We start from the raw sequence: 15,728 nt of genomic DNA, 5'->3' as shown, positions 1-15,728 counted from the left end.
TACCAGTAATCCGATAATCATCGCCGCAGAGGCCTGGAACAGGCTTGGAAGGGCCGGTTAGGGCATACACCATAATGACAGTTAAGTTGTATCCCTATACAAGTTGTATGTGCTTTAAGCTTGAGACGTGACCGGGGAGCTCATACTGTGCAGGCGCTGCGGCGAGACGAAAGCACGATCCGCGTTCAACAATCAGGGCCATTCGTCGCTGCCGCGGCAGCCGTGCAAGCAGTGCCGGTCCGTCGCGCGTCGGGCGGAGTACATCGCCTCCGGCGGCAGCCGGGTGTCCCACGCGCAAGTGCTCCGCGACAAGTACGGGCTCACGCCGGAGCAGTACGACCGGATGCTGCAGGACCAGCACGGGCTCTGCGCCATCTGCGGCCAGCCTGAGACCCGGGTCGGCAGCGGCGGCGAACCGCGCCGGCTGTCGGTCGACCACGACCACCGCACCGGCGCGGTCCGGCAACTGCTCTGCGGTCGCTGCAACTCCGTCACCTGGGCCGTGGAGGAAAGCCCGGGCCTGCTTGACGAGGTCCGCAAATATCTCGAGCGGCACCGACGGCTCGGCGACGGGTAAACGCGGCTCGTCCACCGCGACCGGCGGCGACGTTGTGAGCATCAGGTGTCCCGGCCGCCGTGAAAAAAGGCGAGGACCGGGTCACGGACCTGCACCCGGTCATGCATAAGGTGTGGCCGGACGAGCGGCCGTGCGCGGCCTGGTCCGTCATGCGGAAGGAGCCGCGCACTGGACGGGCTCGGCTGCGCTCGACCGGGCATCCGGGGCGGTCGGATGGGATCGGGTGCGCTTGCGGGCCGGCAGTGCGTAGACGGCCAGGGCTGTGCAGGGTGCGGCGGCTGCCAGCAGCAAGGACCAGGCCGGGCCGGCGGACAGCGCGGCGCCCATGACTGCGACGCCGGCTGTGGCGCCGGTTTGCCGGACCGCGTTCAGCAGGCCTGATGCGGCGCCGGTCGTGCTGGGCGACGCCGCGGTGACCACCGCCGTGGCGAGGGCCGGGAGGGCTGACGAGACACCGAAGCCGGTGACGAGGAGCGCGCCGGCCAGCCATGGATAACCGGCCCCGCAATACAGCGCGACGGCCGACCCTGCGGCGCCGACGGTCAGCAGGGTCAGGCCGGCGACGATCGGGCGGTACGGGCCGGTCCGGGCGACGATGCGGCCCGTCAGTGGCGGGTTCGCGGCGAACGGGACGGTCAGGGGCAGGAACGCCAGGCCCGTCTGCAGCGCGGACAGGTGGTGGTCGCGCTGCAGGAGCAGCGGCAGGACGAACAGGATGCCGGACAGCGTGAAGTTCACGGTGGCGGCGGCCAGGAGTGCGGGACGGATTGCCGGTTCGCGTAGAAGCCGGCGGTTGAGGACCGGGGCGGGGCTTCGGCGCTCGAAGGTCGCGTACACCACTGCGGTCGTGACGGTGAGCAGTGCTGCGACGACCGTGTGCGGCCATTGGTGGGCGCCGGCGGCGATCAGGGTGTCGGTGGCGGCGGCGAGTACTGCGGCGGCGGCCAGGTGCGCCGGCCAATCGATCCGGACTCGCTGGCTCGCCGCTGCGGAAGGTGCTGCGACCGGTCCGGCGGGAGGTGCTGCCAGAGATGCTGCGGAAGGCGGTTCGGCCGGTACTGCGGAAGGCGGTTCGGCCGGTCCGGTGGGAGGCGGTGCGGAAGGTAGTGCGGCCGCTGCGGCAGCAGGTCGTGCGGGAGAGACAACGGATGGTGCGGCCGCAGGTGGTGCGGCTGGTGCTGTGCGAAGTGCGATGGGAACTTCGGTGGCGATCCGGGCGATGGCGGTTCGGGTGGTGGCGGTTCGGGTCAGGGCCAGGACGGCCAGGCCGATCGGGACGTTGATGAGGAACACTGCCCGCCAGCCCGCGGCGCCGACCAGCGCACCGCCGGCGATCGGGCCCGCGGCTACGGCGGCGCCGCTCGTTGCGGCCCAGGTGGCGATGGCTTTCGCGCGGGCGGGCGGGGATGGGTAGAGGCGGGCGATCATCGCCATCGACGCTGGGACACAGACGGCGGCCGCCGCGCCCATCACGGTGCGGAGTGTGATCAGTGCCGAGAGCGCTGGGGCGATGGTGCTGAGCAGTGACGCTGCCGTGAACGTGACGATGCCGGCGCGGAACAGGCGGGGGGCGCCGTATCGGTCCGTGGCGGCGCCGGCGGCTAGGAGGAGGGCGGCGAAGGTGACGGTGTACGCGGTGGTGGTCCACTGCAGACCCGCCGTCGACGCGTGCAGGGACGTGGCCAGGTCCGGTTCGGCGACGGCGAGGACGGTCATGTCGAGCAGGACCATGAAATAGCCGAGGGAGATACCGGTCAGGGAACGGCGGGCCGGCGGGGCGGGTGGGGCGGTGAGCGGCTGGGTCTGCGAAATGGTCATGATGCGACCACGGTGCGGGCTTCGGGACCTTCGCCTCCACCGGCACAGCCGCAGCCGGCGTTCGGAAAAACCGAATGCGCGCAGTGGCGGGTACACCGGAGCCGTGCTCGTTGCGGGCCGCGCTCGGCCACCGACTCGCCGCTGCGTGAGCCGCCGACCAGCATGGGCACGGGCCATGTGCTCGCGGCCGAGCAGGCCTCGGTTGGGCTGGTCGCGGTCGGTGCCACTCCATGTCGGCGTCACGCCATGTCCAGCGGGACGGTTGAGGGCCTGCCGTCAGCGCTACTTGAGTAGAGTCAGCGGGCGTGCAGCGTAACCGGGCCCTGTCCGCGCAGGCGACCAGCGTCCAGCGGGCGCTCGCGGCTGATCCGTCGCGGTGGCGTCACGGCTATGCCCTGGCGACCGAGGTACGGCTGAGGTCCGCATCGCTGTATCCGAACCTCGTCCGCCTCGCCGACCGGAGCCTTCTCGAAGCGGCATGGGGACCCGGGCCCGAAAGGCGGCCGCGCCAACATCTGTACCGGCGCACCGGGGACGGGCGCGCGCACCTCGTGGCGCTACCGGTCGCCGCGGCCGCCCGCAACGCGCGCTGCCACCCGTGAGCGGCGGCGGGCGGCCGGGCGGGGTGGAGCTGCGGCAGTTGCGGACGTTCGAGGCGGTCGTGCGGCACCGGACGGTTACCGACGCGGCCGTCGCCCTTGAGCTGGCACCCTCGTCGGTGTCGCAGCAGATCCGGACCCTGGAGGCGGGCCTCGGGGTGGCGTTGTTCGTGCGTGGCGGCAAAGGGATGGAGCTGACCGCGGCCGGGCGGCGGCTTGCGGGGTGGGCGCGGACGCTGCTCGAGCAGGCCGACGCCGCTGTCCGCGACGTCCGGGACGAGCGGCCCGTGCTGCGGCTCGGGGCCCTGGAGACGATCGCCGGCGTGTACGTGCCGCAAATCCTCACCCGCTTCGCGCAGCGCCGACCCGACGTCGACGTTGACGTGCACGCCGACCAGGCCCGCGACGGCCTCCTGCGCGGCGTCGCCGACGGGCGGCTCGACGCGGCGCTGCTGTTCGACGCGGGCGACGGGATCGGCGGGCTCGGGTTCGTCGCGCCGGCCGGAGGACTGACGCACCTGGACCTGGAGCCGGTCCCGCTGGTGCTCGTCGCCGCGCCCGGCAGCCCGTTCGCGCAGCGTGACCGGGTCGTGGCCGACGAGCTGCGGGGTGAGCGGCTGCTCGTCAACGTACCGGAGTGCTCATTCTGGCTCGCTGGGCAGCGGCTGCTCGGGGACGGCCCGCGGCGGGTCAAAGCTGGGGGAGTACCAGTGATGCGGGCTTGGGCTGAACAAGGTCTCGGGGTCACGCTGTTGCCGGAATTCGCGGTCGCGGAGAGCCTGGCCGGTGGGCGGCTGGTGCGGCTGCCGATGGACGTGCCCGACCTGGCGTTGCGGCTGGTGTGGCGGGAGGATCGGGAGGCGCGGGCCGGGATGCGGGACATCCTGTACGCGGCCGCCCGGCCCTGACCGGCGACAACCGGCCGATGTCCGACACGGCCGCCTCGCCTACGACCTGACGCCGGCCGACTTCAGCCTTGGCGGCAACGGTCCGCTGCCGCTCGCCATGGACGCCACCTCGGCCGCAACTCGGGGCGTCAACAGGCCGAGTTCGGCCCTGGCGTTCGGTCCGCTGCCGCTTGTCATGGACGCCACGTCGGCCGCGGCTCGGGGTGTCAGCAGGTGGTGGCGAAGCCCTTGAGCAGGTTCCGGTCGTAGACGAAGATCACGTAGTCGGGGAAGTCCTGGCGGGTCACCGGCGGGCCGTACTGCGTGGCCACGTCCGACTCCGTTCCGTACATCGGGCGGTGCTTCTCCAGCAGGACGAACCGGGCGTCGTGCTTGGCCGGGTCGTACATGTCGGTGTGCGTCTGCCAGCACATGCCGACGAGCCGGCCGTAGTCGCTGAGCGTCGGCACAACCGTGACCTGCCGTGACGTTCCGACGGTGATGTTGTTCGACACCCAGTAAGAGCCGAGGCCGTATCGCAGTCCGTGACCCTGCAGCCACGCCGCGGCTTCCTGGCCCTCGACCGGCGCGGCCCGAGGCGGCGCGTAGGCGACGAGCGCAATGAACTGGGCGGCCAGGATCGCCGGCAGTGATACGAACACGGCGCCGCGTAGTCGAGCGGTCACGCTTGGGCGAAGGGGCGAGACCGGAAGGCGGCGGATCAGGAACGGAACGTGGTGCCGCCAGAACGGACGGTGGTGGACGTGGTGGAGGCTGCGGGCGGTCAGGCGGGCGGCGAGGACGGCGGCCATCGGCAGTACCGGCGCGACTTCCCGCGTGGCGAGAAGATCGATCGGGAGCGTTGAGACGATCTCGGCGCCCAGGTCGCAGACGATCGCCGCGGCCAGGATCGCGTCGACCCGGTCGGCGCGGCCGCGGACCACAGCGACCACCGTGACCAGGACCGCGACGACGGCCAGCACGAGGCCCGGGACCCGCGCCAGCTGCAGCGTCGTCTCCACAAAGGACGGCTGGATGTGCGGGCGGACCGTGCCGAACAGGATGCCGATCATCCGCGACACCGTCACCGCCCGGTCCGGCCACACGTCCACCGGCGACAGTTCGATCGGCGGCCGCGGCGCCCGGAACCCACCGGCCCGCTCGATCAGCCACAGCGCGGCGTGCGACACGATCACCGACACCACCCCGGCCAGGGCGAGCCGGGCGTCGAGGCCCCGCCGCTCCCGAGCCCGCGCCGCCCGGTACGCGCCGACAGCGATCAGCGGCGCCGCCCCGACGAACGTGATCAGCGGATCACCCATCGCCCCCCACGCCAGGACCGCCGCGACGGCAAAGGGCAGCCACCGGCGGTCCCGGGCCCGGTCGATGAGCAGCCACTCGATCAGCAACGGCACCGCCGAACCGGTGTGATTCGGAGACGACAACAGGGTTTGGTACCCGACCCCGGGCGCCGGCACCAGCAACACCGCGACAGCGATCCCAGCCGCGACCCACCCGATTCCGATCCGCCCGCCGACCGCCGACTCCGCCCCGCCGGCCGCCTTTCCGCCGGTGGCCGACTCCGCCCCGGTGGCCGACTCCGCGCCCCCGACCGAAGCCGACAGGTCCGAAGCTGACAAGTCGGAAGCCGACGGGTCCGAGGCCGACGGGCCGGAACCCGACAAGCGCAAAGCCGACGGATCGGAAGCTGACAAGTCCCAGGCCGACGGGTCCCAGGCCGACGGGTCCGAGGACGACGGGTCCGAGGACGACGGGTCCGAGGTCGGCGAGCCGCACGTCGACAAGCGCAAAGCCGACGGGTCCGAAACTGACAAGTCCGAAGCCGGCGGATGCGAAGCCGACGGGCCGGACGTCGACAAGCGCGAGCCCGACGAGTCCGAAATTGGCAAGTCCGAGGCTGGCGAACCAGTAACTGACGAGCCCGAACGCAACGAGCCGGTCACCGAACGCGACGAGGGGGCGATCGAATACGCGAGCCACGCGGCGAAACAGACGACGAGCGTCCATGACAGCGCCGCCGCGATGTGGATCTGGTCGGTGGTGACGCCGGTGACGAGCTGGATCAGCCCGTACTGCACCAGCTCCGTCGGGTAGAACGACACATCGGAGAGCGTCCACCCGCGCAGCAGCACATTGCCGTGGAACAGATCCCACGCCTGCAAAGCATTACTGGCCCCATCACTGTTGACCGTCACTGCCCGCGCCATCCGCAGATACGCCAAGAACAGTCCGACGACCGCCGCGACCCCCACAGCCGCCCGCAACGCCCACCGAAGCCGCCTCATCCGCGCATCCGCCCACCCGCCGTGACCAACCACTTACCGGTCTCCCAGTCGTTCAGCGCATCGTCACCGCGGTAGTACAGGTCGAACCGGATCAGCGGCCGCCCACGGACCGTGACCGCCCGGAACACTTCACCCAGCCCAGGAAACGCGACACCGTCCGGCTCCGGGAACATCGCCTCCAGCGCGGCCCGGGTCAGGTCGGTACGCAGCGCGAACTGCCACAGCGGCACGCTCAGCCACTCATCGAGGACCAGCTCGAACCGCGGCTCCCGCCCGGCGACGAACGCGGTGATCTCGGCGTCACGCTCCGCAGTAGTCGACGGGAGCACGAACGGCCACGGCTCACCCGTCGGGTAGCGGTACATCGCCGACGACCCGGCGATCCGCTCCACCGTTCGCGACCACAGGTCCGCCGATGTCGAGGCCGGCAGATTCACCCCGGTGTGATCTACGGCGTAAACATGCGGTCCGAGACGGCCCGCGAGCTCGCCGGGCAAGACACCGCCGGACGAAGCAGACGCCGACTCGAGCACATGGGAGCCGCCGTCCGACGTCGTGAACCGCACCTGCGGGACATCGACCGCCGCCGTCTCGAACACCGTCAGTGGCAACGCGCCCACCGGAGCGGCCGGGATCAGTGTGAGCCGCCCCGGCGCCACCGACAGCTGCGGCACCCGGGCCAGCAACGTCCGCAGATCCATGAGTACCGACGCGTCGGCATGCGGCAGCCGGTACGCGATCTCCGTGAGCGCCGGGCCGGGCGCCGTCACCCGATGCCCCAGTCGGCGAGCACCGCGGCGGTGTCCTGACCCGGCAGCGGCGGCGCACCGGGCGGAGCCGGCGCGGACGGGGGAGCCGACGCGGCGATGAAGCGCGGCGCCGGGGCCGGCTGGGTGATGCCGCCGTTCGTGACGAACGTGTTCCGGGCCGCCAAATGCGGATCGGACGGCGCTTCCGCCAACGACAACACGGGCGCGACGCAGGCGTCCGTCCCGTCGAACACCGCCGCCCACTCGTCGCGACGCTTCGACAGGAACGCCGCGGCCAGCCGGGCCCGCAGCTCCGGCCAGCGGGCCACGTCGAACTGCTCCGGCAGATCCGTCAACCCCAGCCGGGCCACCAGGTCCGCGAAGAACTGCGGCTCCAGCGCCCCGACTGCCACGTACCGGTCGTCGGCGGTTTTGTATACGTCGTAGAACGGCGCACCGGAGTCGAGGAGGTTCACGCCCCGCGCGTCACGCCACAGACCGGCCGCGAGCAGGCTGTGCACGATCATGCTCAGGTGGGCGGCGCCGTCGACGATCGCCGCGTCGACGACCTGCCCCCGGCCGGTGGCCTTCGCCGCGTGCACCGCTGCGAGCACCCCGACGACCAGGTACAGCGCGCCGCCGCCGTAATCGCCGAGGAGGTTCACCGGGATCTGCGGCGGCCCGTCCGCGCGGCCGATCGCGTGTAACGCACCGGTACGGGCCAGATACGTGATGTCATGCCCGGCGGAGCTGGCGAGGGGGCCGTCCTGGCCCCAGCCGGTCATACGGCCGTATACCAGTGCCGGATTGCGGGCCAGGACCGCCTCCGGGCCGACCCCGAGCCGCTCCGCCACACCGGGCCGGAAGCCTTCGATCAGCACCTGAGCACGCTCCGCCAAAGCCAGCACCAGGTCGACACCCTCCGGAGTCTTCAGATCCGCGGCCACGGACCGCTTGCCCCGGTTCGTCAGGTCCCCGGCGGCCGGCGGCGCGATCGGCGAACCCGGACCCGGCCGGTCGACCCGCACCACATCCGCGCCCAGGTCAGCCAGCAACATCGCCGCGAACGGCCCCGGCCCGATCCCGGCCAGCTCCACGACACGCAGATCCCGCAGCGGTCCTTCGCTCATGCCAGCAAGGTACCGGGCCCCTCCCGGCCCTCACTCTCGCGGCACGCGACAGACGAAAACGCCCCAACCCAAATACCTTCGCTGGTACTGCATGTGCGTGCGTCTGGCATCCCGGAGGTACTCGCGCATCGCCGGCGCGTCGGGCGAGTCCGGATGCGCGCGGAGCCAGTCCGACACGGTCCACCACTGCGGCGCTACATACCGGTCCCAGCTGTCACCGTCAGCGAGGACCATCTCCAGCAACTCCAACCCCGCCGACTCGAGCCGCTCCAGGGTGCCGCCGAGCGTGGTGAACACGTCACGGGTCGTGTGCAAGGCTTCGTACGCGGCGTCCGGTGTGTCGTCGGCCCAGTACGGCTCGCCGATGAGGACCAGGCCGTCGGCGCGGACCGCCCGGCGCAGCAGTGCCGCGGTCCCGGCCAGGCCGCCGCCGATCCAGGTCGCGCCGATGCACGCGACGACGTCGTACTCCCACCGCCGCCCGTCCGCGTCACCGGAGCCCTCTCCGCTCGGCCGGTCGGCGTCGCGGGGCGGTGGCTCCCCTTCGCCGATCGGTGCCCGGCCGGCCTTCGCGGCATCGCCTGCGTCACCGGATGCCGAACTCGACTTCGCCGCGTTACCTTCGCCGCCGGCCGCCGGGGCCGCCTTCGCGGTGTCGCCTCCGCCACCAACAGCTGGAACGGCATCCGCTGCGTTGCCGTCGCTGGTGACCGGCGGTGGGACTACTTCCGCTGCGTTACCTTCGCGGCTGGCCGACGGGACGGCCTGCGCGGCGTCGCCTTCGCCGCCGATCGATGCCCGGCCCGCCTTCGCGGCATCGCCTTCGCCATCGGCCGGCGGGACGGCCTGCGCGGCGTCGCCGAGCTCGAACGCGACCCGGTCGGCGACGCCCAGCTCCACCGCCCGCGCCCGGGCCGCCGGGACGAACACGGTGCTGATGTCGACGCCGAGGCCCTCGATCCCGTACGCGTCCGCCCACCGGCACAGCATCTCGCCCTTGCCGCTGGCCAGGTCCAGCATCCGCTGCCCGGGGCGCAGGCGGCAGAGGTCACCGAGGAGCATCAGCTTCTCGTCGGTGAGCGGGTTGAGGAGCCGGTGCCCGGACTCGGCGATCTCGTGCATGCTCAGGACATCCATGCCGGTGACCGTGGCAGCGCCCGGCACCGATGTCCAGACCATTCGCGGCTATTCGGCGTGTTCCTCGCGGGTCAGGTGGGTTTCGGCGGCCTGACGCAGGTCGATGTCGTGGACGAGGATGCGGGCGGTGTCGTCGTCGAGCTCGCCGCGCATGACGGCAGTGACCACGGCGGTGCGCTGGGCGTCGAACCCGGCCGGGTTCGGCGGGCCGTCGTGGCTGATCGCATCCGCGGCGATGGCCTGGCCGCGGTCGAGGAGCTGCCGGGCCCGCTCGCGTTCACCGTGCGTGTCGATCTTCAGGCGGCGGACCAGGGGACTGATGGTCGTGCCCTGGATGAGCAGCGTACCGAGCGTGACGAAGAGGGCGATCGCCTGGATCGCGTCCCGGCCCGGGAACTCCGCGCCGTTGTGCAGCGTCGGTGGGATCGCGGCCGCAGCGGCCAGGGTCAGGATGCCGCGCATACCGGTCCAGCCGACGATCAGCGACTCGCGGCGGGTCGGCGCGCCGAGCGGGCCCTGCCACTCGCCGGCCGCCTGCCAGTCACCCGACGCCTGCCACTCCCCGGTGCCGCGGGCCCGGCGGCGCCGGCGGCGTTCGACGCGGTCACCGGCCCGCCGGTGCATCCGCGCGCGGAACGCCGGGTCGTCGCGGAGGCGGCGTTCGAGCGCGCGGCGGCGCATGTCCCACCACGCGAAGATCATCCAGACCGCGAACAGGCGGAAAAGGATCACCGTGACGAGCAGTACCCCCGCTGCAATCAAAGTGATTGCCAGGCCCGGCTCCGCGGACGCGTGCCGCAGATCCGCGATGACGAAGCGCAGCTGCAGGCCGATGTAGGCGAAGACGAACGTCTCGAGCAGGAAGTCGAGGACCGGCCACACTGCGTCCTCCTGCAGTCGCGTGCGGTAGGCGCTCGGGTACTGGAACTTCGGGTCCAGCGTCGTGTTGATGCTGAAGAGATACGCGCAGGCGACGACCGCGAGGATGCCCGAGGCGTGGACCTGCTCGGCGGTGAGGAACGCGGTGAACGGCAGCAGCAGCGCCAGAGACGTCTCCAGTACCGGCGTGCGCAGCCGCGGACGCAGCAGCAGCGCGGCCGTCGCGAACACCATCCCGATCAGGACACCGACGACGGCGGTGTAGGCGAACAGCGCGAACGGGTTGTCGAACAGCGTCTCCTCGGACCCGGCCGCGGCCGCGGCGATCCCGAACAGGGTCAGCGCGGTGGCGTCGTTGACGAGACTCTCGCCGGTCAGGATCGCAGTTACTCTACGCGGTATACCAAGCTCGTCGCCGTGCGAGACGGTGGTGATGGTGTCCGGCGGGGCGAGGACCGCACCGAGCAGCAGCGCCGCCGGGAGCCCGATCGCCGGCATCAGCCAGCTGCTGACCAGGCCGGCGGCGCCTGTGGTCAGCACCACCAAGGTCACGCCGAGGGTCAGGATCGGCCGCAGGTTCTGCGAGAACCCGGAGAACGACGCGGCTCGCGTCGCCGAATACAGCAGGGGCGGCACGACAACGGCGAGGATGAGTTCAGGATCCAGTTCCAGCCGTGGTACAGCCGGCAGAAACGACGCTGCCGCGGCCAGCACGACGACGATGAGTCCCGGCTGCACACCCCGCCGGTGCGCGACCACCGACACCGCGATGCCACCGAAGATGATCAGTAGCAGCTGCACACCGTTCACGGAAGATCACCCTAATCGGGTGGCATCACCCAGCGCGCATGAACTCGTAGGCGCCACGCAGCCGGGTCCGTAGCAGCCCCGCCGCGAGCCCGGTGTCGAGCCGGACGTCGCCGGGGCGTCCCGATCCGGTCGCGGAGCGTAGCTTCCCCGGGTCGAGGCCGTCGCGTTCGGCGACGAGGACGCCGAGGTCGTACCGGCTCACCGCGTCCGGCCCGGCGACGTTCAGGACACCGCGGTAGTCGCCGCCGCCGATCTCGAGCAGCGCGTCGGCGAGGTCGTCGACGTGGACGGGCTTGCGGATCTCGTCGGTGAACAGGGCGCCGTCGGCCCGCCCTTCGAGGAGGTCGTAGGTGAGCTGCTCGTGCCCGCCGCCGCCGTCGGCCATGATCAGCGATGTCCGCACGATCGCGGCCGCCGGGGCGATGGCCCGCACCGCGGTCTCGGCCGCCGCTTTCGCCGCACCGTACTGGTAGATCGGGTCCGGCAAATCCCGCTCCGTGTACTCACGGCCGGCCCGGCCGGAGAAGATCGCGTCCGTCGAAACATGTACGAGACGAACGCGTTCGCCGCACGCAAGGGCCACGTTCGCAGCCCCGTCGGCGTTCGCGACCCAGTCGTTGCGGTCCCGGCCGGCCGCGGTGTGGATCACCAGGTCGGGCCGGACGGCGTCGACGACGTCGCGCACCGCGTCCCGGTCCCGGATGTCGAGCCGGACCGGGCTGATGACCGCGTCGGCCTTACCCTCGGTCACGCCACGGCCACGCCCCGGCCGCCCGTCAGCCGGGCCGCGGACCGCCTCGATCCAGGGCCGCACGTGCGTGCCGAGGACGGTGTGCCCGGCGGCGACGGCAAGGGTCGCCACCCGGCGGCCGAGCGAGCCGGTCGCGCCGGTGATGAGGATTCGCGCCATGGGCATTAGTAGTACCGGACGGGGCGTAGTACTGGAGAGCTACCCACGGATCGCTCTGCGGGGTGACGCTCCGGACGGCGCCGTGTTCGTAACGTCCGCCCATGACAACCGAACGTGTCCGAGCCGATCGAGGCGCCGCGCTTGGGCACATCGATCGTCAGCCCGCAGTGGGTGCACGGGCCGCGAGCGCGGACGCCGGAATTGAACACGGCGGCGAGCGGGTCGAACGTGGGCACGTCGGGCGCGAGTGCGCTGAGCGTGGCCACAGCGCCCGTGGGCGTGGGCGTGGGCGTGGGCATGGGCAACCTGAGCGCACTGGGCATGAGCACGCCGAGTGCCAGCACGGCACGTGGCAGACCGCCAGTGAGTGGGCCGGTGCTGTGCGTGGCCGCGGCGCAGGGGAGCGCGGCGCAGGGGAGCGCGGAACGTGCGAGCACTGCGAGCGTCAGCATCGTGGTGAGCGGGACGGTGCTCTGCGTGACCGTGGAGCCGGTGGCCGCGGCACGCGTGAACACCTCAGTGAGCCGGCTGGCGCTCATCGTGACCGCGGGATTGACGCGCTGCGGGTGGTCGCGATCCTCGGGGTGGTGCTCGGTCACTGGTTGGTCACCGCGCTCGTTGTGGATGGCGGGCCGGTGCACGTCGCCAGTCCGCTGCGGGCGATTCCTGGGCTAGCGCCCGCGTCGTGGCTGTTCCAGACGCTGGCGCTGTTCTTCTTCGTCGGCGGGCTCGTCACAGCTCGTAGTGGTCGTGTCGACGCGGTCCGTCGCAGTTGCGGGCACGTCGCGGTCCGTGGTGGGGATGGCTACGGTAGCCGTGTCGGCGCGGCTCGGAACGATCGTGGGCTTGTCTCGACCGGGGCGGCGGGTCGCGGGAAGTCACTGAGTGGTCACCGCACCTGGTTGGCGGGGCGGCTTGAGCGGTTGTTCCGGCCGGTGTTGGTGTTGGTCGCCGTCTGGAGCGGGTTGCTGATCGTGGCGACGCTCTGGCAGTACACGTCGGGTTGGTCGACGGGGGTCGACGAGTTCATGGCGGCGGTGCGGTCACGCACGGTGCTTAAGCTGGTCGCTTCGCCGCTGTGGTTTCTGCTTGTGTACGCCGCGTTGACCGTCATGAAACCGCTCGTCGGGCGACTCCATCCGGCCTGGCCACTCGCTGTGGTGGTGGTTGTCGACCTCGGGCGGTTCGCGTTCGGGGCGCCCGGCTGGATCGGGTGGATCAACCTCGGCGCCGGGTGGCTGGTGCCGTTCTGCCTGGGTGCGGCCTGGGCCCGGGGGTGGTTCCGGTCGGTCGGTGCGGCTTGGGGCATGTTCGTCGGCGGGGTCGTGGCGACGGTGGTGCTGACGCGATGGCTCGGGTACCCGGTGTCGATGGTCGGCGTGCCCGGGCAGGGAATTTCGAACCTGAATCCGCCTACGCTCGCGGCTGTCACGTTCGGTGTCGGGCAGTGTGGGCTGGCGCTGTTGGTGCTGCCCGGGTTGCGCAGGGTGATGGAGTGGGCGCGGGCCTGGCGGGCGGTGGGCCTGGTGAACCGGTCGGCTATGACGATCTTCTTGTGGCATCAGACGGCGTTGCTGACTGTGTCCCTCGTCGTGCCGGGGGTGATGGTGGGGTTGCAGACCGTACCCACGGATGGGTCTTGGCTTTTGGCTCGGATGTTGTGGGTGCCGGTGTTCGCCGTCGTCCTGGCCGGATTGTGGGCGGTGTTCCGGCGGTTCGAGCGATCGCGCGGAGCTGGGCGAGCGAAGGAAGTTGGACAGCTCGAGGTTGTTGACGTTCCGGGAGGTAGCCCATGATGTCGTGCTGGAGTTGCTGGGTGGCGTCGTCTTCGATGCTGGTGCGGTAGTTCTTGGTGATGACGCCGTTGCGCAGGGCGAGCGATTGTCGCCCGGCGGGTCAGGGTGAACCCGGCGGCCGAGGGCGACGAACGTGTTCGGGCTTTACACGCGCAGCACGCCGTCGCTGCTTCGGGCGCGGGTCACGCAGGGCGAGCGGTTACTGCCCACGGGGCCGGGGAACCAAGTTGCGCACGAGCGGGTCGGCGATCACCTTCCCGGCGTATGCAGGGTGTGGCGAACGCGTTCGCCGCCGTGGCCGGGCGGCGCGGCGGCGTTGAGTTGGGTGCCGGTTACGCAGGGCGAGTGGTTGATGCCCACGGGGCCAGGGTGAACCAGCTGGGCAGGGTGCGCCGGACATGTTCGGGGCCGTAGACGCGTAGGGCTCCGTCGCGTTGGGCGTGTTGCCAGCTCACGTCGCCGCGCCAGACTTCGGTCAGGCGGCGGAGGGTGCCGTTGACCGTCACCGTGACGTCGAAACCCGGGTCGGCGTCGCACACGTCGGCCTCGCCGGCGGTGATGATCAGCCACCAGTAGCGGGCGGCGCCGCTGACGTCGGTGAAGTCGAAATGGACCACCGAACGACCCGGCGGGACGGCGCCGTGGTCGACGCGGCGGTGCATGTCCCACAGCAGCAGCTTCGGGTCCAGGTCGGCGTCGCCGATCTCGCCGATCCAGCGCACCCCCCACACCGCGATCGCCTCGACGATCGGGGCCAGCTCGAATCCGGCCTCGGTCAGGACGTAACGGCCGTCGTCGTTGCGGATCAAACCCACGGCCGTGAGGTGCTGCAGCCGCTTCGACAGCAGCGCCGGGGACATCCGCGGCAGGCCGCGGCGCAGGTCGTTGAACCGGCCGCTGCCCGCCATCAGCTCCCGCAGGACCAGCATCGTCCAGCGTTCGTCGAGCAACTCCATGGCCTTCGCGACCGGGCAGAACTGGTGGTAACTGGCGCCCATGCCCGCAGCGTAGGGCCGCCGCCACGGTGCGCTCCAGTACAGATCGTGTACTAGTTCCCGACACTCACGGCCACCTAGCGTGCTGCCATGACCACACCGTTGAAGGACAAGCACCGCGCGATCTGGACCTCCGGCAACTACGCGGCCGTCGCCGCCGACATCATTGCGAGCCTCGGGCCGTTACTCGTCGAGGCCTGCGGCGTCAGACCCGGGCAGCGGGTGCTCGACGTCGCCGCCGGCACCGGCAACGCCGCCATTCCGGCCGCGCTCACCGGCGCCGATGTCACCGCCAGTGACCTCACGCCGGCGCTGCTCGAGGCCGGCGAGCGGCTCGCGGAGGAGCAGGGCGCCAAGCTGGCCTGGGCCGAAGCCGACGCGGAGGCGTTGCCGTTCGGTGACGGGGAGTACGACTGCGTGATGTCGTGCGTGGGGGTCATGTTCGCGCCGTTCCACCAGGCCGCCGCTGATGAACTCGTCCGGGTCTGCCGGCCGGGCGGGGCGGTCGGGCTGATCAGCTGGACACCGAACGGGTTCGTCGGGCAGTTGTTCGGCGTGATGAAGCCGTTCGCGCCCCCGCCGCCACCCGGGGCGCAGCCGCCGCCGCTGTGGGGCGACGAGACCCACGTCCGGCAGCTCCTCGGCGACCGCGTCACCGGCGTGACGGCGCGGACGCAGAGCGTGCGTGTCGAGGTGTTCGGGGCGGCGGATGGATTCCGGGAGTACTTCAAGCGCAACTACGGACCGACGCTCGCCGTGTACGAGGCGTTGCGCGACGACCCCACACGCACCGCCGAGCTGGACGCGGCCCTCGATGAGCTCGCCGGCCGGTTCCGGGCCGCGGACGGGTCGATGGAGTGGGAGTACCTGCTGCTGACGGCGACGCGCGCCGCCGGGTGAGGTTCGCGCCCGTGGGAGCGGTGGCCGGCAGTGCCGGGAGGCGGGAGTCGGGTCCGAAGCTGCCGGCGGGCCGGGAGAACGGTGACTGGGCCTCGAATGCTGAACCTCGAGGTCGTGCGCTGGATGCGGGGAGCTCCGAAGCCGTGGGCTGCCCGCGAGTAGGGCGGCTGTAACTCCGGGTGACGCGATCGTGAACCGTCCACCGCCCGTGGAGCGGCGGTGGGGTAGGCGCGGA

Annotated in this window: 14 protein-coding genes; 6 read left to right on the top strand and 8 right to left on the bottom strand. The window is 71.4% G+C overall.

Annotated elements, in window-relative coordinates; all coding sequences use genetic code 11:
- The first annotated feature begins 127 nt into the window (after positions 1 to 127).
- Positions 128 to 577: an endonuclease domain-containing protein gene (locus ACIA8L_RS09675; RefSeq protein WP_395902414.1), complete on the top strand. Its 450-nt coding sequence runs from the start codon at positions 128 to 130 to the stop codon at positions 575 to 577.
- A gap of 147 nt (positions 578 to 724) precedes the next feature.
- Here the strand turns inward: ACIA8L_RS09675 and ACIA8L_RS09670 are convergent, their stop codons facing one another.
- Complete coding sequence (locus ACIA8L_RS09670; RefSeq protein WP_395902412.1) at positions 725 to 2,395, bottom strand: MFS transporter; 1,671 nt, start codon at positions 2,393 to 2,395, stop codon at positions 725 to 727.
- A 305-nt stretch (positions 2,396 to 2,700) separates the two neighbouring features.
- Between ACIA8L_RS09670 and ACIA8L_RS09665 the strand changes: the two genes are divergently transcribed.
- Complete coding sequence (locus ACIA8L_RS09665) at positions 2,701 to 2,997, top strand: PadR family transcriptional regulator (RefSeq protein WP_395902410.1); 297 nt, start codon at positions 2,701 to 2,703, stop codon at positions 2,995 to 2,997.
- On the top strand, positions 2,994 to 3,902 hold the full coding sequence (locus tag ACIA8L_RS09660; RefSeq protein WP_395902407.1) for a LysR family transcriptional regulator: 909 nt from the start codon (positions 2,994 to 2,996) through the stop codon (positions 3,900 to 3,902). The genes ACIA8L_RS09665 and ACIA8L_RS09660 overlap by 4 nt, the downstream gene beginning before the upstream one ends.
- Positions 3,903 to 4,108: 206 nt before the next feature.
- Here ACIA8L_RS09660 and ACIA8L_RS09655 read toward each other — a convergent pair whose 3' ends face one another.
- Positions 4,109 to 5,296: a hypothetical protein gene (locus tag ACIA8L_RS09655; protein ID WP_395902405.1), complete on the bottom strand. Its 1,188-nt coding sequence runs from the start codon at positions 5,294 to 5,296 to the stop codon at positions 4,109 to 4,111.
- 175 nt (positions 5,297 to 5,471) lie between these two features.
- Here ACIA8L_RS09655 and ACIA8L_RS09650 point away from each other — a divergent pair, with 175 nt between their 5' ends.
- Complete coding sequence (locus tag ACIA8L_RS09650; protein WP_395902402.1) at positions 5,472 to 5,996, top strand: hypothetical protein; 525 nt, start codon at positions 5,472 to 5,474, stop codon at positions 5,994 to 5,996.
- A 187-nt stretch (positions 5,997 to 6,183) separates the two neighbouring features.
- Here the strand turns inward: ACIA8L_RS09650 and ACIA8L_RS09645 are convergent, their stop codons facing one another.
- Genes ACIA8L_RS09645 through ACIA8L_RS09625 form a run of 5 tightly spaced genes read right to left on the bottom strand, consistent with a single transcriptional unit; the run spans position 6,184 to position 11,802 of the window.
- On the bottom strand, positions 6,184 to 6,957 hold the full coding sequence (locus ACIA8L_RS09645) for a hypothetical protein (RefSeq protein WP_395902400.1): 774 nt from the start codon (positions 6,955 to 6,957) through the stop codon (positions 6,184 to 6,186).
- Positions 6,954 to 8,066: a CaiB/BaiF CoA transferase family protein gene (locus ACIA8L_RS09640; protein WP_395902397.1), complete on the bottom strand. Its 1,113-nt coding sequence runs from the start codon at positions 8,064 to 8,066 to the stop codon at positions 6,954 to 6,956. The genes ACIA8L_RS09645 and ACIA8L_RS09640 overlap by 4 nt, the downstream gene beginning before the upstream one ends.
- A gap of 30 nt (positions 8,067 to 8,096) precedes the next feature.
- Positions 8,097 to 9,203 carry a methyltransferase domain-containing protein gene (locus ACIA8L_RS09635; protein ID WP_395902394.1) on the bottom strand — a complete coding sequence of 369 codons (1,107 nt, stop codon included), beginning with the start codon at positions 9,201 to 9,203 and terminating at the stop codon, positions 8,097 to 8,099.
- A gap of 48 nt (positions 9,204 to 9,251) precedes the next feature.
- Positions 9,252 to 10,892 carry a cation:proton antiporter gene (locus ACIA8L_RS09630; RefSeq protein ID WP_395902392.1) on the bottom strand — a complete coding sequence of 547 codons (1,641 nt, stop codon included), beginning with the start codon at positions 10,890 to 10,892 and terminating at the stop codon, positions 9,252 to 9,254.
- A 25-nt stretch (positions 10,893 to 10,917) separates the two neighbouring features.
- Positions 10,918 to 11,802 carry an SDR family oxidoreductase gene (locus ACIA8L_RS09625; RefSeq protein ID WP_395902390.1) on the bottom strand — a complete coding sequence of 295 codons (885 nt, stop codon included), beginning with the start codon at positions 11,800 to 11,802 and terminating at the stop codon, positions 10,918 to 10,920.
- 101 nt (positions 11,803 to 11,903) lie between these two features.
- Here ACIA8L_RS09625 and ACIA8L_RS09620 point away from each other — a divergent pair, with 101 nt between their 5' ends.
- Positions 11,904 to 13,598, top strand: coding sequence for an acyltransferase (locus tag ACIA8L_RS09620; RefSeq protein ID WP_395902387.1), 1,695 nt, complete (start codon positions 11,904 to 11,906; stop codon positions 13,596 to 13,598).
- Positions 13,599 to 13,930: 332 nt separating this feature from the next.
- Here the strand turns inward: ACIA8L_RS09620 and ACIA8L_RS09615 are convergent, their stop codons facing one another.
- On the bottom strand, positions 13,931 to 14,596 hold the full coding sequence (locus tag ACIA8L_RS09615) for a winged helix-turn-helix transcriptional regulator (RefSeq protein ID WP_395902384.1): 666 nt from the start codon (positions 14,594 to 14,596) through the stop codon (positions 13,931 to 13,933).
- A gap of 87 nt (positions 14,597 to 14,683) precedes the next feature.
- On the opposite strand from ACIA8L_RS09615, the gene ACIA8L_RS09610 reads away from it, so the two are divergent.
- On the top strand, positions 14,684 to 15,493 hold the full coding sequence (locus tag ACIA8L_RS09610; RefSeq protein WP_395902382.1) for a class I SAM-dependent methyltransferase: 810 nt from the start codon (positions 14,684 to 14,686) through the stop codon (positions 15,491 to 15,493).
- The last annotated feature ends 235 nt before the right edge of the window (positions 15,494 to 15,728 follow it).

It is taken from the genome of Dactylosporangium sp. NPDC051541, assembly GCF_044454505.1.
Classification (GTDB): domain Bacteria; phylum Actinomycetota; class Actinomycetes; order Mycobacteriales; family Micromonosporaceae; genus Dactylosporangium.
This window is presented reverse-complemented; position numbering and strand designations above follow the sequence as displayed.